The following is a 20,907-nucleotide window of genomic DNA, read 5'->3' as shown; positions in this document are numbered from 1 at the left end:
ATCAGGTAATCACGCCCATGAAACCTCGTCAGCGTCAGGCCGCCATTCTGGAGTACCTGCAAAAGCAGGGGAAATGCTCGGTTGAAGAATTGGCTCAATACTTTGACACCACAGGCACCACCATTCGCAAAGATCTGGTCATTCTGGAACATGCAGGAACCGTCATCCGTACCTATGGCGGCGTGGTGTTAAATAAAGAGGAATCCGATCCGCCTATCGATCATAAAACGCTCATCAACACCCACAAGAAAGAGCTGATTGCGGAAGCCGCCGTCAGTTTTATTCATGATGGCGATTCGATCATTCTTGATGCTGGCAGTACCGTGTTGCAGATGGTCCCCATGCTCTCGCGCTTTAATAACATCACGGTGATGACCAACAGCCTGCATATCGTCAACGCGCTATCCGAACTGGATAACGAACAAACCATCCTGATGCCAGGCGGAACATTTCGCAAAAAATCGGCCTCATTTCACGGGCAACTGGCAGAGAATGCCTTCGAGCATTTCACCTTCGATAAATTATTTATGGGCACCGACGGCATCGATCTCAATGCGGGCGTAACCACGTTCAACGAGGTCTATACCGTCAGTAAGGCAATGTGCAATGCCGCGCGCGAAGTGATTTTGATGGCTGACTCATCGAAGTTTGGCCGTAAAAGCCCCAACGTAGTTTGCAGTCTTGAAAGCGTCGATAAACTGATTACCGACGCAGGTATCGATCCGGCGTTTCGTCAGGCGCTGGAAAAGAAAGGGATCGACGTGATCATTACCGGAGAAAGCAATGAGTGAAGCACTACTAAACGCAGGGCGTCAGACGTTAACCCTGGAGTTGCAGGAAGCAAGCCGTTTACCGGAACGTCTGGGCGATGATTTTGTTCGCGCCGCCAATATCATCCTGCACTGCGAAGGCAAAGTGGTGGTTTCGGGAATTGGCAAATCGGGCCACATTGGCAAAAAGATCGCCGCAACGCTTGCCAGTACCGGCACACCGGCTTTTTTTGTCCATCCCGCAGAAGCACTGCACGGCGATCTGGGGATGATTGAAAGCCGCGATGTGATGCTGTTTATCTCTTACTCCGGTGGCGCGAAGGAACTGGATCTGATTATTCCGCGTCTGGAAGACAAATCTATCGCGCTGCTGGCGATGACCGGCAAACCGACGTCACCGCTGGGCCTGGCGGCAAAAGCGGTGCTGGATATCTCCGTAGAACGCGAAGCCTGTCCGATGCACCTTGCGCCGACCTCCAGCACCGTCAATACCCTGATGATGGGTGACGCGCTGGCGATGGCGGTCATGCAGGCACGCGGATTTAATGAAGAAGATTTTGCCCGCTCCCACCCAGCTGGGGCACTGGGCGCTCGCTTGCTGAATAAAGTGCATCATCTGATGCGCCGTGATGACGCTATCCCACAGGTAGCATTAACCGCTAGCGTGATGGACGCGATGCTGGAACTCAGCCGCACCGGTTTAGGTCTGGTGGCAGTGTGCGATGATCAACGACTGGTGAAAGGCGTCTTTACTGACGGCGATTTACGTCGCTGGCTGGTTGGCGGCGGCGCACTCACCACGCCAGTTAATGAAGCGATGACGACAGGCGGCACCACATTACAGGCGCAAAGTCGCGCCATCGACGCCAAAGAGATCCTGATGAAGCGCAAAATCACTGCCGCACCGGTGGTGGATGAAAACGGCAAACTCACCGGCGCAATTAACCTGCAGGATTTCTATCAGGCCGGGATTATTTAATCCTTCAATCCCAGACGTTTCGCCAGCCGATGCAGGTTGGCGACGTCGGTTTCCAGCATCCGCGCGCAGGCGGCCCAGTTGTGATGATTTTGTGCCAGTGCCTGGCGAATAGTTTCACGCTGGAACGCTTCTGTCGCTTCACGCAGATTTTGCTTAATAACGGGCACCGCCGCCGCTTCTGGCGTCGGCAACGTCACCTCAGGAAAAGCAAAATGTTGCGCCTCAAGAATCACTTCATCGCCGCTGCGGGTGGCTCTCGACAGTACTACCGCCCGATGAATAGCATGTTCCAGTTCACGCACGTTTCCCGGAAAACTGTAGTGTTGCAGTAAATTTCGCGCTCCGGAACTTAACACTACGCGGGAGAGCCCCAGCCGCAAACGGCACTGCTCACAGAAATACCCCGCCAGAAGAGTGACGTCATCGCCCCGCTCACGCAGCGGCGGCACCGAAAGCGGAAACACGCTCAGGCGATGGAACAAATCGGCGCGGAATCGCCCTGCCAGCACCTCTTCACGCAAGTCGCGGTTAGTCGCCGCCAGCACGCGCACATCGACCCGCAAACTGCGGTCATCGCCAACGCGCTGAATATCGCCATACTGCAACACCCGCAGCAGCTTGGCCTGCAATGCCAACGACAACTCGCCGATCTCATCGAGAAACAGCGTGCCGTTATCCGCCATTTCAAACTTCCCGCTGCGGTTACTGATAGCGCCAGTAAACGCTCCTTTCACATGCCCGAACAATTCACTTTCCGCCACACTTTCCGGCAGTGCGGCACAGTTGAGATAGACCAGCGGATTCACCGCCCGTGGCGAGGCTTCATGAATCGCTTTCGCCACCAGCTCCTTACCGGTTCCCGTCTCACCGCTGATTAAGACGTTGAGATCGGACGCCGCCACAATCTCAATCTCTTTTTTTAATTGCGTCATACCTGGCGACAGACCGATCATCTGCGTCTGTTTCACCGCTTCAAACGGCGCGGCATCGCCCGGCAGCATATTCTGGCTTTCCAGTTGCTCAATCAGCAACGCATTGCTTAACGCTCCCGCCGCCAGCGCGGCAATCAGGCGTAACTCTTCGTCGCTGAAAACATCGAACTGATCGGGCTGCATCCCGTCGAGCGTCAGTGCGCCGATCAGGTTTTGCCCGGCAAACAACGGCAGACCAACGCAGGCGTGAACCTTCAGTCTCTCCTGCCCGGGAATCAAACCGTCATAGGGATCGGGCAATTCGCTGTCTGCGGGAAAGCGCACCACGTCCCCAGCGCGGGCAATCGCTTCCAGCCGAGGATGCCCTTCCAGCGCAAAGCGTCTACCGAGTACATCCTTCGCCAGCCCGTCGATGGCAAGCGGAATAAACTGCCGCGAGTCGTAACGTAGCAACGCAGACGCATCGCACTCCAGCACCTGACGCAGCGTGGTGATCAGGCGCTGAAAACGATCCTGATGACCAATCCCACGCTGCAATTCGATGGCGATATTCGCCAGCACATCAACGGAAAAACTCATCTTTGCCTCACTGTCAATTTGACTATTGATATTGTCATATTGACCATTTTATTGATAGTCATTTTGACTACTCACTAATGAGCATAAATTAATTTATACATTAAAAACAATCAGATAAAAAACTGGCACGCAATCTGCAATTAACAAGGCATCTTTTTAGAACACGCTGAATAAATTGAGGTTGCTATGTCTATTGTGGTGAAAAATAACATTCATTGGGTGGGTCAACGTGACTGGGAAGTACGTGATTTTCACGGCACGGAATATAAAACGCTGCGCGGCAGCAGCTACAACAGCTACCTCATCCGCGAAGAAAAAAACGTGCTGATCGACACCGTCGACCATAAATTCAGCCGCGAATTTGTGCAGAACCTACGTAATGAAATCGATCTGGCGGATATCGATTACATCGTGATTAACCATGCAGAAGAGGACCACGCCGGGGCGCTGACTGAACTGATGGCGCAAATTCCCGATACGCCGATCTACTGTACAGCCAACGCTATCGACTCGATTAATGGTCATCACCATCATCCGGAGTGGAATTTTAATGTGGTGAAAACTGGCGACACGCTGGATATCGGCAACGGCAAACAGCTCATTTTTGTCGAAACGCCAATGCTGCACTGGCCGGACAGCATGATGACTTACCTGACAGGCGACGCGGTGCTGTTCAGTAACGATGCTTTCGGTCAGCACTACTGCGACGAGCATCTGTTCAACGATGAAGTGGATCAGACCGAGCTTTTCGAGCAGTGCCAGCGTTACTACGCCAATATCCTGACGCCGTTCAGCCGCCTGGTAACGCCGAAAATTACCGAGATCCTGGGCTTTAACTTGCCAGTCGATATGATAGCGACCTCTCACGGCGTGGTATGGCGCGATAACCCGACGCAAATTGTCGAGCTGTACCTGAAATGGGCGGCGGATTATCAGGAAGACAGAATCACCATTTTCTACGACACCATGTCGAATAATACCCGCATGATGGCTGACGCTATCGCCCAGGGGATCGCGGAAACCGACCCGCGCGTAGCGGTGAAAATTTTCAACGTCGCCCGAAGCGATAAAAACGAAATCCTGACCAATGTCTTCCGCTCAAAAGGCGTGCTGGTCGGCACTTCTACGATGAATAATGTGATGATGCCGAAAATCGCCGGGCTGGTGGAGGAGATGACCGGATTACGCTTCCGTAACAAACGCGCCAGTGCTTTCGGCTCTCACGGCTGGAGCGGCGGTGCGGTGGATCGTCTTTCCACGCGCCTGCAGGATGCAGGTTTCGAAATGTCGCTTAGCCTGAAAGCCAAATGGCGACCGGATCAGGACGCTCTGGAGTTATGCCGTGAACACGGTCGCGAAATCGCCCGTCAGTGGGCGCTCGCGCCGCTGCCACAGAGCACGGTGAATACGGTGGTTGAAGAAGAAACCTCTACTGCCACGACGGCTGACCTCGGCCCACGGATGCAATGCAGCGTCTGCCAGTGGATTTACGATCCGGCAAAAGGCGAGCCAATGCAGGACGTTGCGCCAGGAACGCCGTGGAGTGAAGTCCCGGATAACTTCCTGTGCCCGGAATGTTCACTCGGCAAAGACGTCTTTGACGAACTGGCATCGGAGGCAAAATGAGCAACGGCATTGTGATCATTGGTTCGGGCTTCGCCGCCCGCCAACTGGTGAAAAATATTCGCAAACAGGACGCCAGTACTCCGTTAACCCTGATTGCCGCCGACAGCATGGATGAGTACAACAAACCTGACCTCAGCCATGTTATCAGTCAGGGGCAACGTGCCGACGACCTTACCCGCCAGACGGCAGGTAAATTTGCCGAGCAGTTTAATCTGCGCCTGTTTCCGCACACCTGGGTGACGGATATCGATGCCGAAGCCCATGTGGTGAAAAGTCAGAATAATCAGTGGCAATACGACAAGTTAGTGCTGGCAACCGGTGCCAGCGCCTTTGTCCCGCCAGTGCCCGGGCGTGAGTTCATGCTGACGTTAAATAGTCAGCAAGAGTATCGCGCCTGTGAAACGCAACTGCGGGAAGCGCGGCGCGTATTGATTGTTGGCGGTGGTTTGATTGGTTGCGAACTGGCGATGGATTTTTGTCGGGCAGGCAAAGCGGTCACGCTAATCGACAACGCCGCCAGTATTCTGGCGTCATTAATGCCACCGGAAGTAAGCAGCCGCTTGCAGCATCGGTTGACGGAGATGGGCGTCCATCTGCTGTTGAAATCTCAGTTGCAGGGGCTGGAAAAAACGGATTCTGGCATTCGGGCAACGCTGGATCGCCAACGCAGCATCGAAGTAGATGCAGTAATTGCCGCCACCGGACTGCGCCCGGAAACCGCCCTGGCACGACGTGCCGGACTGACGATTAATCGCGGCGTTTGCGTAGATAGTTATCTGCAAACCAGTAATGCCGATATTTACGCGCTGGGCGATTGCGCGGAGATTAACGGTCAGGTATTGCCGTTCCTCCAGCCGATTCAACTTAGCGCGATGGTGCTGGCAAAAAATCTTCTCGGCAATAACACGCCGCTGAAACTACCGGCGATGCTGGTGAAAATCAAAACGCCGGAATTACCGCTGCATCTGGCAGGGGAAACCCAGCGTCAGGATTTACGCTGGCAGATTAATACCGAACGCCAGGGAATGGTGGCGCGCGGCGTTGACGATGCTGACCAGCTTCGCGCCTTTGTGGTCAGTGAGGATCGGATGAAAGAGGCGTTCGGATTGTTGAAAACGTTGCCGGTGTAGGTGGGCTACTGTGCCCAAAATGTCGGATGCGACGCTGATGCGTCTTATCCGACCTACAGGGTGCGCATGTGTAGGCCGGATAAGGCGTTTACGCCGCATCCGGCAATGGTGTCCAAATGCAACACGCTTTATCCGTTCTGGACTTCACCCGCTAACCAACGCGCCGCAGCAATAACCCCCTGCCCCAGAGACAACCCGCCATCGCCCGCCGGTAAACTCTGTGGAAAGAGCAATGTGAAATCAGCGAGATAATGCGCCAGGCGTGCACGCAGCAAACGGTTATGAATAACGCCACCACTAAATACCAGCGTAGTGATACCCCGCATCGTAGCCTGCTCACGCATCAACGATGCAAAACCCTGCGCCAGCGCATCATGAAACGCCCACGCACGTTCATTAACCGGTGCCTGCCAGTTCAGCCACTGCTGCCAGAAGGTGGCGAGATCCAGTTGATTATCTACCAACGGCATCGTTACCTGATGCTTCACGCCGTGGCACGAAGCTGCCAGCGCCTCCAGCGCACAAGCCGCTTCGCCTTCATAACTTAATGTGGCTGGCGCACAGCCCAGCGCCGCCGCCACAGCATCGAACAAACGCCCGCACGATGACGCCAGCGGCGCGTTAATTCCACGCTCAATGGCCCGCGCCAGCACGCTCCAGTTTTGCTGTTGCACACTTGCCGTTTCAGGGTAATTCTGCCACTGCGGCACAAAGCGCAGGCACTGCGCCAGCAGGTTACGCCACGGCTGCTTTGCAGCCAAATCGCCCCCCGGAAGCGCCACCGCAGGCAAGCCGCCCAGGTGCTCACATTCGCGATAGTTCACCCGCAGGCACTCGCCGCCCCACAAAGCGCCGTTCTCCCCCATACCGATACCGTCGAGCGTCAACGCAATGACATCACCGCCATCCAGCGGCCAGTGATGTTCTGCCAGACACGCCGCTGCGTGGGCATGATGATGAAGCACCGTTTGCGTCGGCAGATTCATTTCGCTCGCCCACTGGCTGGAGACATAGCCCGGATGCACGTCATGCACAACGTATTGCGGGGTAAAATCGTAGATGTTTTGCATCAGGCGTAACGCTTCGCGCCACTGCATCTGGATGCCATCGTCACTTAAATCGCCCAGATGCTGACTCAACACCGCTTGCTCACCGCGCACCAGGCAGAAGGTATTTTTCAGATCCGCGCCGAGACACAGCACAGGCGGAACATTTTTAAAGCCCGGAGGCAAAGCCAGCGCATCCGGCACATACCCCCGCGAACGGCGCAGCATTTCGCCGCTTTCGCGCACCACCGAATCATCCATCCGCTGCACGATGTCGCGGTTATGTATCAAGAATCCGTCGGCAATGCCCTGCAAATCCGCCAGCGCCTGTTCGTTGCTGATAGCCGGTGGTTTACCGCTCAGGTTGCCGGAGGTCATCACCAGCGGGCATTGCAGTTCCTGTAACAGCAAATGCTGAAGCGGATTCGCAGGCAACATCACCCCGACTTCGTTAAGGCCAGGGGCGATATCATCACAAAGCTCAGGAACGTATTTTTTATCCACCAGCACAATCGGCGCGGCGGGCGTGGTGAGCAACTGGCGCGCAGCGTCTGGTAAGACTTCTGCCGTTGGCAACATAACCGCCAGCGGTTTCGCCGGGCGATGTTTGCGCGCCCGAAGTGTCGCCACTGCGTTACTATTGCGTGCATCGCAGGCGAGATGAAATCCGCCAATCCCTTTGATGGCAACAATGTTTCCCATTTTTAACTGTGCAATAGCTGCCTGTAATGCCGCCTCTTGTTCCGCATGTTCACCATGACTTACCCATTCAAGATGCGGGCCACACTCCGGGCAGGCCACCGGCTGGGCATGGAAGCGGCGATCGAGCGGGTCGCGGTACTCTTTGTCACAGGCCGGACACAGCGGAAACGCCGCCATCACGGTAAACGGGCGGTCGTAAGGCATCGCGCGAATAATGGTGAAACGCGGGCCACAATGAGTACAGTTGATAAACGGATAACGATAACGCCGCTCGCCTGGGGTATTCATTTCGGCAAGACAGGCAGGGCAAGTAGCGGCATCGGGAACAATTTGCGTATTCATGGTGCCGCCTGCGCTCTGGCGGATGGTGAACTCAGTGGGCAGTTGTGACCAGGTAAAAGGTTCACGCTCGACGCTATCAATACGCGCCAGCGGCGGGCAGTGTTGATGCAATTGAACAAGAAACGTTTCCGGGTCTTCCAGCAGCCGGACTTCTACGCCATCGCCGTCATTACAGACATCGCCGTGAAGATTTAATTGCTGTGCCAGCTGCCAGACAAACGGACGAAAACCGACGCCCTGCACTTTGCCACGAATACGCAGTTGGACACCGCAAGATGTGTTTTTTGCCATTGAGTTATTCCCGCCATCATGAATTGCGTAACCCGCCCAGCCGGACACGAGCGCGTCGCATCCGGCAGTCACAGGTCAGCGAAACCGCCCGCTCCGTATTCTACGAATATTTCCGGGAATTCCTTTGATGCCAGAACAGTTCTGTAAGATTTTTAGAACATCAGCGCCGTGCGGCGACGTTTTTCTGCGCTCAGTTGTTCAAGTTTATTACGATCGACACAAATCAGCGCATGGGTCGGGCAAGCCGCCATACACGCCGGGCCGTCTTCACGATGGTTGCACAGGTCGCATTTATTGGCTTCGGCTTTGTCTGCACGTACATTCAGCCCTGCGCCGCTGTTGCGAATTACCGGACGCACCACCACTTCCATCGCACCATACGGGCAAGCCACAACGCAGGTTTTGCAACCAATACAACGTTCCTGCATGACATGAACAAACCCTTTATCACGGCTGATAGCACCATTCGGGCAGACGTTAGCGCACGGTGCATCTTCACACTGACGGCAGACTGTTGCCGTGGAAATGTTCACACCTTTAATGACATGGATACGCGGTAAAAAAGTTTCCGGGGTCAGCGATGCACAGTCCTGATTCTCCTGATGAGAAACCACGCACGCCACTTCACAGGTACGGCAACCAATACATTTACTCGCGTCAGCAATGATGAAACGGTTCATCAAATTCTCCAGCAATGACAGTTAATGCGCCGATACATTCACAAATCATGCCAGTTTTTAATTTACTGTTATTTAAGGAAATTAAAATCTGTAATGCAGAAAAAACGATGTCATCGACACAAGTGACGATGACATGTGATGACAATGTTTATCGCGAAAGAGCAATGAGGGAGTCGCGGCGGATCAGTTTTCCGCTGAAGGTTTTCGGCGGTGAGAAATTCCCGCCATCGAGCATAAAAATCAGCCGTCCAATAACTTCCTGAATCATCTCAGTCACCGGAATTTTTACGCTCGAGAGCGCCGGGATCGTGTACGGCGCCATGGCGATATCATCAAATCCGATAACCGACACCTGCTCCGGCACCGCTACGCCGCGCTCGTGCAACGCTTTCATCGCCCCTATCGCCATATCGTCATTACTGGCAACCAACGCGCTAAATTTAGCCCCACGTGCGAGCAACGTTTCTACTCCTTCGGCTCCGCTGGCGGGCGTCCATTTACCGTTAGCGATAAGTTTTTCATTGAGCGCAATACCATGCTGCGCCAGCGCGTCTTTATATCCGGCAAGACGCTCAATGCTGGTGGGGGAATCCATCGAACCGGTAAGAAAAGCAATCTCCTGATGCCCGGCGTTTATCAACTCTACCACGGCGTTAAAGCTGGTCTGTTTATGATCGCACCAGACGCTATGGCTGCTGTTTTTGCGCAAGCGTCGATTGAGCACCATTATCGGCTGACTGTGCGCGTCAATAATGTCATCGATCTCATCCACGCTTAAAAAACGCGGGTAAATCATAATGGCGTCGCAGCGCAGATCCAGCAGATACTGAATCGCCTGGCGCTCTTCTTCGGCGCTGTGTTTACCATCTGCCAATAGCAACTGTCGCCCTTTCTCTTCCGCCATTCGCGCGGCATGAAACAGTAATTCACTAAAATAAATGCCGTGGTAAAGCGTGTTGGTCACTACCAGCCCCAGCGTCTGAGTACTCTTCGCCGACAGATTGCGCGCCAGCAAATTTGGGCGGTAACCGCTCTCTTCTACCGCCTGAAACACGCGATCTTTCGTCTCCTGGCTGACGTAGCCATTACCTGAAAGCACGCGGGAAACGGTCGCTTTTGAAACCCCGGCGCGCTTCGCCACTTCCAGCATTGTCGTCATTGTTTTCATCCCTTTACACGCAGTCATCGCAGTTTACTGCACCGTTTGCTGATTGTCCTTGCGCAATCAGCGGGAAAAATATTCAGGTGACCGGTTTCACAAATATAAAAAATGAACAATTAAATCTCTTGCTTATTTAGTGACAACTATTCATGATTTTGTGAAACCGGTTTCTTACTTCCGTTTCAGCATCGGCATTTTCCCGTCACGTCGACTGATAACAACTACCTCTACCCTACTGATAACAGGATAAAATCCGATGGCCAAAAATTATGCGGCGCTGGCGCGCTCGGTGATAGCGGCACTGGGCGGCGTTGATAACATCTCGGCGGTCACGCACTGTATGACGCGTTTGCGCTTTGTTATTAAAGATGATGCGCTTATCGACAGCCCGACGTTGAAAACCATCTCCGGCGTACTCGGCGTGGTACGTAGTGACAACCAGTGTCAGGTGATTATCGGCAATACCGTTTCACAAGCCTTTCAGGAAGTCGTCAGCCTGCTGCCGGGAGATATGCAACCCGTCCTGCCCGTGGGTAAACCCAAACTCACGCTACGTCGCATTGGTGCAGGGATCCTTGATGCGCTGATCGGCACTATGTCACCGCTGATCCCGGCGATTATCGGCGGATCGATGGTCAAACTGCTGGCGATGATCCTCGAGATGAGCGGTGTGCTGACAAAAGGATCGCCGACCTTAACCATCCTGAATGTGATTGGTGACGGTGCTTTCTTCTTCCTGCCGCTAATGGTCGCGGCATCTGCCGCCATCAAATTTAAAACCAATATGTCGCTGGCGATTGCCATCGCGGGTGTACTGGTACATCCGAGTTTCATTGAGCTGATGGCGAAAGCGGCTCAGGGTGAACATGTTGAATTTGCCCTGATTCCGGTCACGGCGGTGAAATACACCTACACGGTGATCCCGGCGCTGGTGATGACCTGGTGCCTGTCATATATCGAACGCTGGGTGGACAGCATTACACCGGCAGTGACGAAAAACTTCCTCAAGCCGATGCTGATTGTGTTGATTGCCGCACCGCTGGCAATCCTGCTGATTGGCCCGATTGGTATCTGGATCGGTAGCGCCATTTCGGCGCTGGTTTACACCATTCATGGTTATCTGGGTTGGCTTTCAGTCGCCATTATGGGCGCGCTGTGGCCGCTGCTGGTAATGACCGGGATGCACCGCGTCTTTACGCCAACCATCATTCAGACCATTGCCGAAACCGGAAAAGAAGGGATGGTCATGCCGTCAGAGATCGGCGCTAACCTGTCGCTGGGCGGTTCATCGCTGGCGGTGGCGTGGAAAACGAAAAACCCGGAACTGCGCCAGACGGCACTGGCTGCGGCGGCATCAGCCATTATGGCGGGGATTTCCGAACCGGCGTTATACGGCGTGGCGATCCGCCTGAAACGTCCGCTTATCGCCAGTCTTATCAGCGGTTTTATTTGCGGTGCGGTTGCCGGTATGGCGGGGCTTGCCAGCCACTCAATGGCAGCGCCGGGGCTATTTACCAGCGTGCAGTTCTTCGATCCGGCGAATCCAATGAGCATCGTCTGGGTGTTCGCGGTCATGGCGCTGGCGGTGGTGCTGTCGTTTATCCTCACACTGTTGCTCGGCTTTGAGGATATTCCTGTGGAGGAAGCGGCCGCCGAGGCACGAAAACATCAGAGCGCACAACCGACCGTCGCCAAAGAAGTAAGTCTTAATTGAGGATGAAAATGTCAGTATTTCCGCAAGGTTTTTTATGGGGCGGCGCGCTTGCCGCCAACCAGTCTGAAGGTGCGTACCGTGAAGGTGGCAAAGGGCTGACCACGGTCGATATGATCCCACACGGCGAGCATCGAATGGCGGTGAAACTGGGGCTGGAAAAACGTTTTCAGTTGCGCGATGACGAGTTTTACCCCAGCCATGAGGCGACGGATTTTTATCATCGGTATAAAGAAGATATCGCCCTGATGGCAGAGATGGGATTCAAGGTTTTCCGTACCTCGATTGCCTGGAGCCGCCTCTTCCCGCAGGGCGATGAGCTGACGCCCAACCAGCAGGGCATTGCTTTTTATCGTTCTGTCTTTGAAGAGTGTAAAAAGTACGGTATCGAACCGCTGGTCACGTTGTGTCACTTCGATGTGCCGATGCATCTGGTGACGGAATATGGCTCCTGGCGTAACCGCAAGCTGGTGGAGTTTTTCACTCGCTACGCCCAAACCTGCTTTGAAGCATTTGATAGTCTGGTGAAATACTGGCTAACCTTCAATGAAATCAACATTATGTTGCATAGCCCGTTCTCCGGCGCGGGTCTGGTGTTTGAAGAAGGGGAAAATCAGGATCAGGTGAAATATCAGGCCGCACACCACCAGCTGATTGCCAGTGCATTAGCCACCAAAATCGCTCATGAGGTTAACCCGCAAAATCAGGTGGGCTGTATGCTGGCGGGCGGTAACTTCTACCCTTACAGTTGCAAGCCGGAAGATGTCTGGGCGGCGCTGGAGAAAGATCGGGAAAACCTGTTTTTTATCGATGTGCAGGCGCGGGGCGCGTACCCAGCTTACTCTGCCCGCGTATTTCGCGAAAAAGGGGTAACCATCGACAAAGCACCGGGCGATGATGAGATCCTGAAAAACACCGTCGATTTTGTCTCTTTCAGCTATTACGCCTCGCGCTGCACCTCGGCGGAGATGAACGCCAACAACAGCAGTGCGGCGAACGTGGTGAAATCGCTGCGTAACCCGTATCTGCAAGTGAGCGACTGGGGCTGGGGAATTGATCCACTCGGTCTGCGTATCACCATGAATATGATGTACGACCGTTATCAGAAGCCGCTGTTTCTGGTGGAAAACGGCCTGGGCGCAAAAGATGAATTTGCTGCCAATGGTGAGATTAACGACGACTATCGCATCAGCTATTTACGCGAACATATCCGCGCAATGGGCGAAGCGATTGCAGACGGCATTCCGCTGATGGGCTACACCACCTGGGGCTGTATTGATTTGGTTTCCGCCTCAACGGGTGAAATGAGCAAACGCTACGGTTTTGTCTACGTAGACCGTGACGACGCAGGCAACGGTACGCTGGCGCGCACGCGTAAGAAATCATTCTGGTGGTATAAAAAAGTGATTGCCAGTAATGGTGAGGATTTAGAGTAGGTAACCGTGCCGGATGCGGCGTAAACGCCTTATCCGGCCTACATGTCGCACGAACCAGGTAGGCCCGATAAGCGCAGCGCAGCGGGCAATCTGGCGTTTGCTATCAGTTCTGATTCCCTCATCAAGAACATCCCTGTCCTGATTCCTTACTGAAAAACTACTCTTCTTCCACCGCTAACTGCGCGAATCCGCCATTCCCTTCCCAGCCTTCCAGTCGTTGATAAACGGTTTCTACCGCATCTTTAATCGGCTGGGTCATCGGGTAGTAAAAGCCGACGATATCCGGCTGGATGCCGAGGAAAATCACTTCGCCAATATCTTCTTTCAACTGGTCGATAAGGTAGTTCAACGGCATGTTATGGGTAGTCATCATAAACATCTCGGCGATATCATCCGGATCGATGATGCGGATCTCGCCGGGGTTTAGCCCCATATCCGTGGCGTCGACAATCAGCAGTCGTGTCGGGCGCAGTTCGCGAATAGCGACAATGTCGTTTTCCGGTGCACTACCGCCGTCAATCACCACCCAGTGACCTTTCGGCGCGGCGGCGCACTTTTCCGCCAGTAGCGGGCCTGCGCCATCATCGCCCATCATGCTATTACCAACACAGAGTAAAACGTCAGTCACGCAGTCTCCTCACCATCAAATAGATGGCGTTTTCCTGATGAATATCATGCAGCATACTTAACAGCATTGTACTCCATTCCTTCTGCTGCGAAGTTTGCGTTGCCCGGGCTTTATCGAATGCGTTGGCCAGCATCGGCACATGGTTAATGTCGATGACGATCTCGCCATATTTCGGCACGCCTTCCATTTTGCGGCGGGCTTCGCTGCCCGCCTCCAGAGTGGCAATCCATGCCAGATATTCATCCCACGGGCAGGTGAGCGCCGCTTCCAGACAATCGATAACCCCAAGGTGGTGACCAATCGCCAGGCTGTAATAGACCACCTGCTGCGCCTCGGCGGGCGTGGCATCGTTCTCATCAATAAATTTACGGCTCAGTTGACTGAACACCACCTTTTCACTCATCGGATACGCGCCTCTTCAACAACATGATTCAGATGGCTGACAATCTCGTTCAGACGCGGATCGTTTTCCGCTTCCAGCCAGCGAGCAACCTGCTCTTCGCCCTGCCCTAATTGCGTAAGGAAGTCATCGGCAATCTGGCGACCGTAGCGGTAACCCGCCAGGCGACGCGCTTCGCGATCCACTTTCACGCGCAGCGGCTGCACCATATCCGGATGCAGAATCTCTGCCGGTTGCTCATCCAGTTCGCCTGGCTCACGGGCATGGATTTTCTGCTCCAGCAGGCCGAGCGCCATTGCAAAGCCGTACAGCGTGGCGGCAGGCGTTGGCGGGCAACCAGGGATGTAAACATCCACCGGGACGATTTTATCCGTACCGCCCCACACGCAGTAGAGATCGTGGAAAATGCCACCGCTGTTGCCGCAGGCACCGTAAGAGATACAGATTTTAGGGTCCGGCGCGGACTGCCACGCACGTAGCGCAGGGGATCGCATTGCACGGGTGACCGCGCCGGTAAACAGTAAAATATCCGCATGACGCGGGGACGGAACAACTTTAATACCGAAGCGTTCTGCATCGAACAGCGGCGAAAGCGTGGCGAAAATTTCAATTTCGCAGCCGTTGCAGCCACCGCAGTCCACGCGGTAAACGTAGGCAGAACGTTTGATTTTTTTCAGTAACGACGCCTTCATGCTGGCGATGGATTCATCCACCGTCATCGGAACCGGAATGCCGTTGGCGTCACGGGGGCCTAATAAATTGCTCATCAGATGGCCTCTTTCATATGGCGAGTCAGTTCAATACGGTCGGACGGCACCAGGCATTTCTGGCGCTTACATTCCGGGCAAGTCTCAAAGCTTTCGCGGTGGTTTTCCGCGCGGCTGTCACCATTGTGCTTAAGCAGCGCAATGGCGTAGTCGATCTCTTTCTGTACGGCGAAAGGACGATTGCAGACGCGGCAGTTGCACAGCGCGAAGCGGGACTGTTGCAGGAAGTCTTCTTTCTTCCATACCGCCAGTTCGTACTCTTGCGACAGTTTGATCGCCGCCGTCGGGCAGACTTCTTCACAGCGTCCACAGAAGATGCAGCGCCCGAGATTGAACTGCCACGCCAGCTCACCGGTGGCGAGGTCAGTTTCAACCGTTAAGGCGTTTGACGGGCAGGCATTGACGCAGGCCGCGCAGCCGATGCACTGCTGCGGGTTCTGCTCTGGCTTACCACGGAAGTTTTTATCAACCGCAATCGGCTCCAGCGGATAAGACGAGGTCGCCGTGCAGGTTTTGATGACTTTTTTGATAAAGGTAAACATGGCGATTCCTTATTTCAGCGGCGAGTTTTTACGCTCAATGCTGTAACGCTCGAGTTCTTTGTACGGCACCACTTTGCTCTTCTTCTTACGCACATCGACCACGGTCATGCGGTCGGTACAGGAGTAGCAAGGGTCGAGGCTACCGATAATCAGCGGCGCATCAGAAACGGTGTTGCCGCGCAGCATGTAGCGCAGGGTCGGCCAGTTCGCGTAGGTCGCGGCACGACAGCGCCAGCGGTACAGCTTCTGGTTATCGCCGGTCATGCTCCAGTGGATATCATCGCCACGTGGCGCTTCGGCAAAGCCCAGCGCAAAACGGTGCGGAATGTAGGTGAATCCTTCCACCGCCAGCGGGCCGCCTGGCAGATTGTCCAGGCCGTAGTCGATCATATTGAGCGAGGTAAAAACTTCGTTGATACGCACTTTCAGACGCGAAATAACGTCGCAGCCCTGCTCGCTGTGAACTTCCATCGGCAGCAGGCCATAACCGACAAACGGGTGATCAGCACGGGTATCACGAGCGTGGCCGCTGGCGCGCACCATCGGGCCAACGTTACTGAAATCGCGGGCGATTTCCGGATCCAGACGACCAATGCCGACGGTGCGCTGTTCCATATTTGGCGTACTCAGCAGCACATCCACCAGCTCCTGTACTTCACGACGCATTTGCTGCGCCAGTTGACGGGTCTGGATCATGTCATCTTTCAGCAGATCGCGACGAATCCCGCCGATCAGGTTCAGACCGTAAGTTTTACGCGCCCCGGTGAGGATCTCCGCCATTTTCATGGAAGATTCACGCACGCGGAAGAACTGCATAAAGCCGGAGTCAAAGCCGGTAAAGTGACAGGCGAGGCCGAGGTTGAGCAGATGCGAGTGCAGGCGTTCCACCTCCAGCAGAATGGCGCGGATCATCTGCGCGCGTTCTGGCACCTGAATACCCATCGCGTTTTCCACCGACGTGGTGTAGGCGGTGCTGTGGGCAAAGCCGCAGATCCCGCAAACACGATCCGACAGGAAGGTCACTTCGTTGTAACCCATACGGGTTTCCGCCAGTTTTTCCATGCCGCGATGGACGTAGAACAGGCGGTAGTCGGCGTCGATAATGTTTTCGCCGTCAACGAACAGGCGGAAGTGACCCGGTTCATCGGAGGTAACGTGCAGTGGGCCAATCGGCACCACGTTGTTTTTCTTGTCGCCCAGTTCGTTGATGAACTCGTAGGTTTCTGCATCGGTGGTTGGTGCCGGACGTTGACGATAATCCATGCTGTCTTTACGCAACGGGTAGAGTTCATCCGGCCAGTCATCCGGCAGCACCAGACGGCGTTCATCCGGCAGACCAACCGGAATCAAACCGTACATATCGCGCACTTCACGCTCGCCCCACACCGCCGCCGGAACGCGCGGCGTCACGGACGGATATTCCGGTTTGTTGGCGTCAACTTCGACGCGCACGGTTATCCAGCACTTCGTGCCCTTCTCCATCGACAGCACATAGTAAACGGCATAATGACCATTCAGTTTGCGTTCGTCGTTACCAAACAGTACCGACAGCCAGCCACCCTGTTTGTAGTAGAGGAACTCCACCACTTCCGGCAGATAGTTCACCTTTACGGTCACGGTCAGCTGATCTTTGGTCTGCCAGGCGTGATTCAGCACGACGCCCGGAAATGCCTCATTCAGCGCGGCGAGATAATGTTGACCTAATTTTTCTTCAGACATGCTCATACTCTCTTTAATCACGCCACCAGCAAGGAGACGAACGCTAAAAATGCAAAGCCAAACCCAGCCCAGGTAATGCGCGGAGTAATATCAAGACGCAGACGGGCCATGCTATTTTCGAACAGCGCGATAACCAGGACGCCGACCACCAGTTTGACGATGGCAATCACCAGCGCCAGCAGCAGCCCGCCAGCGGTGAAGGTTTCCATTTGTCCCCACGGAATAAACACCCCGACGAACATCTGCAACACCACCAGCTGTTTCAGGCTGATACCCCATTTCATGACGCCAAAGCCGCTGCCGCTGTATTCAGAGAGCGGCCCTTCCTGCAACTCCTGCTCGGCTTCCGCCAGGTCGAACGGCAGTTTGCCCATTTCGATAAAGGTGGCGAATGCGCAGGCACAGAGTGCCAGCACCAGCGGGATGCTCTGGCTCAGAGGCCAGTGGTAAACGGTGTCGGTGATGTTGCTGATGTTGGTGGAACCGGCAACCTGCGCCGCGACCCACAGGCCGAGCAACAACATCGGCTCGACCAGCACACCGAGCATCGCTTCACGGCTCGCGCCGATAGCGGTAAACGGGCTACCGGTATCCAGACCGGAAATGGCAAAGAAGAAACGCGCGATGGCGAAGAGATACAGTAAGGTGATCAAATCGCCCAGTTGCGGCAGCGGAGAACCGACGGTCACCACCGGCAGCGCGGTAGCGATAGTCAGCATGACGCCCACCATCACGTATGGCGTCAGGCGGAACACCCAGCCGGAGGCATCCGGGCCAACACTCTGACGCCCCAGCAGTTTGATAATGTCGCGATACTCCTGCAACACGCCCGGCCCGCGACGGTTATGCAAGCGTGCGCGCGCCACGCGGGTTATACCGGAGAGCAGCGGCGCAACGGCAAATAACACCAGCGCCTGAATTAACGGATATAAAACACTCATTCTCAGGCTCCTCGTGAAACAATAATCACCACCAGCACCGCCAGTTCAACCAGCGCCATCCGGCGGAACAGCAACGCACTCCCCTCGCTCTGCCAGCCCGGCACCAGCGACACTGGATTCAGCACTTTGCGCAGTTTCAGCACCGGCGCAAACGCCTGTTTCACCGGCATGGCAAAACCATGAGCAGTAATCACCATTGATTTTTCATGGTCGTAGCCGCACACCCATGCCGCGCCACGGGAACGCGACGGCAGACGGTCGCCTTTGCAAATCGCCATAATGATGAATGGCAGCAGCGGGCAGGCAATCAGCAGCAACGTGATCATGGGTTGAGAAACGGTGGTGTTAGCAGGCTCCAGCGGCAGAGGTACAGCAGCAGAGAGCATCGGCAGCAGCCACGGCGCAGCAACACCGCCAATTACGCAGCAAATCGCCAGTGCCACTACGCTGACGCTCATCAGGAGCGGCGCACAGGTGGCGTTTTCGGCTTCTTTGGTACGTGGCGCACCGAGGAACGTGACGCCATAGACTTTCGCCATACACATCACCGCCAGCGCACCGGTAATTGCCAGACCCACTGCGAGCAGCGGCCCCAGCAGACGGGCAACGAACGTTCCGCTATTGCTCAGTTTGAAGAAGGATTGATAGATAACCCATTCACCGGCAAAACCGTTCAACGGCGGCAGCGCAGCCATTGCCATCAGCCCGACTAACATGGCGATGGAGATAACCGGCATTTTCTTGCCAATGCCGCCGAGTTTTTCGATATCGCGATGACCAGTACGGAACCAGACGCTACCCGCCCCAAGGAACAGTACGCTTTTGAACAGGCTATGATTAAGCAGATGGTACAGGCCACCGACCAGGCCAAGAGCAATCAGCGCCGGTTGTTCGAGCGCGATACCCGTTACGCCAGCCCCCAGCCCCAGCAGGATGATGCCGATATTTTCCAGTGTGTGGTAAGCCAGCAGACGCTGGATGTTGTGCTCCATCAGCGCATACAAACCACCGACGAACGCGGTGATCATGCCGAGCACCAGCAGCGCAATTCCCCACCACAGCGGCGCGTTACCGCCCAGCAGAGACAGGGTTAAAATGCCTAGCAGGCCGATTTTCATTACCACCGTGGAAAACAGCGCGGCAGCAGGCGCAGAAGCGTTAGCATGAGCCTGCGGCACCCAGCCGTGCAGCGGGATAATCCCGGCCAGCAGACCAAAGCCAATCACGCCGAGCAGCCAGATATCGGAACCGAGCGGCAGCTGTTGCACGCGCATATCCAGCAGGCGCAGATCCAGCGTGCCGTAACGTTGCCAGACCAGCCAGCAGGCAATCGCCAGCAGCAGAGTGCCAAGACGCCCCAGCGCAAACCACAGTTTGCCCTCTTTGCTGTTGCTGGTGAGAAACACCGCGCACAGAGCCATGATTTCGGCCATTACCACGAACATGCCCAGATTGCTGGCAATGACGGCGCACACGGCGGCAACCATCAGCATATTGATCTGCAAACCGTTGCATTTCACCTGCGCGTGGCGATGCCAGTCAATGTTGTAGAGGCTGACAAACAGGCCGCACAGGCCGAGGGTTATCAACCAAATCGCGTTAAGCGGAGAGATTTGCACATCGTAGCTTACCAGTGACAGCGTACCGCTCACGCCGACCGCCCCCGTCAGCACGGTGAAACCTGCTGCTGCTGTGTACACGCTACCAACCGCGCCGCCAATCCCGGCTATCCAGCCACTCAGCGCCTTATGAAAAGAAAAGAGAAATGCCAGAACAGCGGCGGCAACAAACCACGCCACGCCGCTGTTGATCAGGGAAATTGCGCTCATTTAGCCTCTCCACTTTGAGCCTGCTGAAACAAGGTGAGATCGCCAAAGTCCGTATTAAAAGTCAGCTCACGCTTACGTTTGCTGACGCGGGCGATATCGGTGTTATCCACCAGATGCAGGGCTTTGGTTGGGCACATCCGCACGCAAGCTGGACCTTGTTCATCAAAGCTACAAAGATCACATTTGACGGCGATCGCGCGAATGCCCGGCACCCAGTCAAGCAATGTGCTGACACGCGCCGGAGCAGGCGGTGCCGGTGGCGCTTTCGGGGTATTGGCATTTGCCGGAATATCCAGCGGACGGCTGCCGGAAAATTCAATTGCGCCAAACGGGCAGGCGATGCCGCAAAGTTTGCAGCTTACGCACAGACTTTCATTCAACTGCACGGCACCATCAACGCGGGTGATGGCATTAACCGGGCAGACCACCGCACAGGGCGCATCTTCACAGTGGTGACAGAGCTGCGGTGCAGATTCTTTTTCATTTAGCATCACTCGCAGGCGCGGCATGGATTGCAGGCCGTGCTGGCGATGCGTCTCTGAACAGGCGGCCTCACAGGTGTGGCAGCCGATACAGAGCGTGGAGTCAGCAATTACAAAACGATTCACCAGGCATTCCTCAGGTGATTGTCATTTTTGACGAAAACATGCCGATGAAATGTCATTTTCGACACTCATCGACACGCCCATCCCCAA

At 55.0% G+C, this 20,907-nt stretch carries 18 protein-coding genes; 6 read left to right on the top strand and 12 right to left on the bottom strand.

Translation table 11 applies throughout. The features are described from left to right. Positions 1–17 precede the first annotated feature (17 nt). Positions 18–791, top strand: a complete 774-nt coding sequence (srlR, locus tag A7Z29_RS05750) for a glucitol operon DNA-binding transcriptional repressor SrlR (protein WP_000804556.1) — start codon at positions 18–20, stop codon at positions 789–791. Further along, a complete protein-coding gene (gutQ, locus tag A7Z29_RS05745; protein WP_032226048.1) occupies positions 784–1,749 on the top strand; it encodes an arabinose-5-phosphate isomerase GutQ in 966 nt (321 codons plus the stop codon). The genes srlR and gutQ overlap by 8 nt, the downstream gene beginning before the upstream one ends. Here the strand turns inward: gutQ and norR are convergent. After that, positions 1,746–3,260 (bottom strand): nitric oxide reductase transcriptional regulator NorR, encoded by a 1,515-nt coding sequence (norR, locus tag A7Z29_RS05740; RefSeq protein ID WP_065227486.1) that lies wholly within the window; start codon positions 3,258–3,260, stop codon positions 1,746–1,748. The two genes, gutQ and norR, sit on opposite strands and share 4 nt — an antisense overlap. Positions 3,261–3,446: 186 nt before the next feature. On the opposite strand from norR, the gene norV reads away from it, so the two are divergent. Then, positions 3,447–4,886, top strand: a complete 1,440-nt coding sequence (norV, locus tag A7Z29_RS05735) for an anaerobic nitric oxide reductase flavorubredoxin (RefSeq protein WP_105289922.1) — start codon at positions 3,447–3,449, stop codon at positions 4,884–4,886. Further along, entirely contained in the window at positions 4,883–6,016 is a 1,134-nt protein-coding gene (gene norW, locus A7Z29_RS05730; RefSeq protein WP_105289921.1) for an NADH:flavorubredoxin reductase NorW, read from the top strand. Before norV ends, norW begins: the two co-directional genes overlap by 4 nt. A gap of 128 nt (positions 6,017–6,144) precedes the next feature. Here norW and hypF read toward each other — a convergent pair whose 3' ends face one another. From hypF to ascG, 3 genes are all read right to left on the bottom strand, one after another. Further along, entirely contained in the window at positions 6,145–8,397 is a 2,253-nt protein-coding gene (gene hypF / locus A7Z29_RS05725) for a carbamoyltransferase HypF (protein ID WP_105289930.1), read from the bottom strand. A gap of 152 nt (positions 8,398–8,549) precedes the next feature. Next, the gene (hydN, locus tag A7Z29_RS05720; protein WP_001078777.1) at positions 8,550–9,077 is read right to left on the bottom strand and encodes an electron transport protein HydN; all 528 of its coding nucleotides are present in this window, start codon (positions 9,075–9,077) and stop codon (positions 8,550–8,552) included. 148 nt (positions 9,078–9,225) lie between these two features. Next, positions 9,226–10,236, bottom strand: a complete 1,011-nt coding sequence (gene ascG / locus A7Z29_RS05715) for a DNA-binding transcriptional regulator AscG (RefSeq protein ID WP_085461075.1) — start codon at positions 10,234–10,236, stop codon at positions 9,226–9,228. Positions 10,237–10,495: 259 nt separating this feature from the next. Here ascG and ascF point away from each other — a divergent pair, with 259 nt between their 5' ends. After that, positions 10,496–11,953: a PTS cellobiose/arbutin/salicin transporter subunit IIBC gene (gene ascF / locus A7Z29_RS05710; protein WP_105289920.1), complete on the top strand. Its 1,458-nt coding sequence runs from the start codon at positions 10,496–10,498 to the stop codon at positions 11,951–11,953. Positions 11,954–11,961: 8 nt separating this feature from the next. Continuing rightward, positions 11,962–13,386 carry a 6-phospho-beta-glucosidase AscB gene (ascB, locus tag A7Z29_RS05705; protein ID WP_105289929.1) on the top strand — a complete coding sequence of 475 codons (1,425 nt, stop codon included), beginning with the start codon at positions 11,962–11,964 and terminating at the stop codon, positions 13,384–13,386. Positions 13,387–13,543: 157 nt separating this feature from the next. Here ascB and hycI read toward each other — a convergent pair whose 3' ends face one another. Genes hycI through hycB form a run of 8 tightly spaced genes read right to left on the bottom strand, consistent with a single transcriptional unit; the run spans position 13,544 to position 20,820 of the window. Beyond that, on the bottom strand, positions 13,544–14,014 hold the full coding sequence (gene hycI, locus A7Z29_RS05700) for a hydrogenase maturation peptidase HycI (RefSeq protein ID WP_000132947.1): 471 nt from the start codon (positions 14,012–14,014) through the stop codon (positions 13,544–13,546). After that, positions 14,007–14,417: a formate hydrogenlyase assembly protein HycH gene (gene hycH, locus A7Z29_RS05695; RefSeq protein ID WP_001291922.1), complete on the bottom strand. Its 411-nt coding sequence runs from the start codon at positions 14,415–14,417 to the stop codon at positions 14,007–14,009. Before hycH ends, hycI begins: the two co-directional genes overlap by 8 nt. Further along, positions 14,414–15,181 (bottom strand): formate hydrogenlyase subunit HycG, encoded by a 768-nt coding sequence (gene hycG / locus A7Z29_RS05690; RefSeq protein ID WP_000067387.1) that lies wholly within the window; start codon positions 15,179–15,181, stop codon positions 14,414–14,416. The genes hycH and hycG overlap by 4 nt, the downstream gene beginning before the upstream one ends. Further along, the gene (hycF, locus tag A7Z29_RS05685; RefSeq protein WP_105289919.1) at positions 15,181–15,723 is read right to left on the bottom strand and encodes a formate hydrogenlyase subunit HycF; all 543 of its coding nucleotides are present in this window, start codon (positions 15,721–15,723) and stop codon (positions 15,181–15,183) included. The genes hycG and hycF overlap by 1 nt, the downstream gene beginning before the upstream one ends. 9 nt (positions 15,724–15,732) lie before the next feature. Continuing rightward, positions 15,733–17,442, bottom strand: a complete 1,710-nt coding sequence (gene hycE, locus A7Z29_RS05680) for a formate hydrogenlyase subunit HycE (RefSeq protein ID WP_105289918.1) — start codon at positions 17,440–17,442, stop codon at positions 15,733–15,735. 17 nt (positions 17,443–17,459) lie between these two features. Continuing rightward, positions 17,460–18,383, bottom strand: coding sequence for a formate hydrogenlyase subunit HycD (gene hycD / locus A7Z29_RS05675; protein ID WP_105289917.1), 924 nt, complete (start codon positions 18,381–18,383; stop codon positions 17,460–17,462). A gap of 2 nt (positions 18,384–18,385) precedes the next feature. Continuing rightward, positions 18,386–20,212: a formate hydrogenlyase subunit 3 gene (gene hycC / locus A7Z29_RS05670; RefSeq protein WP_085461076.1), complete on the bottom strand. Its 1,827-nt coding sequence runs from the start codon at positions 20,210–20,212 to the stop codon at positions 18,386–18,388. Further along, positions 20,209–20,820 carry a formate hydrogenlyase subunit HycB gene (gene hycB / locus A7Z29_RS05665; RefSeq protein WP_001079186.1) on the bottom strand — a complete coding sequence of 204 codons (612 nt, stop codon included), beginning with the start codon at positions 20,818–20,820 and terminating at the stop codon, positions 20,209–20,211. Before hycB ends, hycC begins: the two co-directional genes overlap by 4 nt. Positions 20,821–20,907: the final 87 nt, after the last annotated feature.

The organism is Escherichia sp. MOD1-EC6842 (genome assembly GCF_002965705.1).
GTDB lineage: Bacteria > Pseudomonadota > Gammaproteobacteria > Enterobacterales > Enterobacteriaceae > Escherichia > Escherichia ruysiae.
Note: the sequence above shows the minus strand (reverse complement) of the source record. Positions and strands in the feature narration are given on the sequence as shown.

Excerpts from the sequence above, each read along its gene's own strand:
- hydN (WP_001078777.1), bottom strand. The coding sequence starts at position 9,077 with ATGAACCGTTTCATCATTGCTGACGCGAGTAAATGTATTGGTTGCCGT.
- hycC (WP_085461076.1), bottom strand. The coding sequence starts at position 20,212 with ATGAGCGCAATTTCCCTGATCAACAGCGGCGTGGCGTGGTTTGTTGCC.
- hycG (WP_000067387.1), bottom strand. The coding sequence starts at position 15,181 with ATGAGCAATTTATTAGGCCCCCGTGACGCCAACGGCATTCCGGTTCCG.
- ascG (WP_085461075.1), bottom strand. The coding sequence starts at position 10,236 with ATGACGACAATGCTGGAAGTGGCGAAGCGCGCCGGGGTTTCAAAAGCG.
- srlR (WP_000804556.1), top strand. The coding sequence starts at position 18 with ATGAAACCTCGTCAGCGTCAGGCCGCCATTCTGGAGTACCTGCAAAAG.
- hycD (WP_105289917.1), bottom strand. The coding sequence starts at position 18,383 with ATGAGTGTTTTATATCCGTTAATTCAGGCGCTGGTGTTATTTGCCGTT.
- gutQ (WP_032226048.1), top strand. The coding sequence starts at position 784 with ATGAGTGAAGCACTACTAAACGCAGGGCGTCAGACGTTAACCCTGGAG.
- norR (WP_065227486.1), bottom strand. The coding sequence starts at position 3,260 with ATGAGTTTTTCCGTTGATGTGCTGGCGAATATCGCCATCGAATTGCAG.
- hypF (WP_105289930.1), bottom strand. The coding sequence starts at position 8,397 with ATGGCAAAAAACACATCTTGCGGTGTCCAACTGCGTATTCGTGGCAAA.
- hycE (WP_105289918.1), bottom strand. The coding sequence starts at position 17,442 with ATGTCTGAAGAAAAATTAGGTCAACATTATCTCGCCGCGCTGAATGAG.
- hycF (WP_105289919.1), bottom strand. The coding sequence starts at position 15,723 with ATGTTTACCTTTATCAAAAAAGTCATCAAAACCTGCACGGCGACCTCG.
- ascB (WP_105289929.1), top strand. The coding sequence starts at position 11,962 with ATGTCAGTATTTCCGCAAGGTTTTTTATGGGGCGGCGCGCTTGCCGCC.
- norV (WP_105289922.1), top strand. The coding sequence starts at position 3,447 with ATGTCTATTGTGGTGAAAAATAACATTCATTGGGTGGGTCAACGTGAC.
- norW (WP_105289921.1), top strand. The coding sequence starts at position 4,883 with ATGAGCAACGGCATTGTGATCATTGGTTCGGGCTTCGCCGCCCGCCAA.
- hycH (WP_001291922.1), bottom strand. The coding sequence starts at position 14,417 with ATGAGTGAAAAGGTGGTGTTCAGTCAACTGAGCCGTAAATTTATTGAT.
- ascF (WP_105289920.1), top strand. The coding sequence starts at position 10,496 with ATGGCCAAAAATTATGCGGCGCTGGCGCGCTCGGTGATAGCGGCACTG.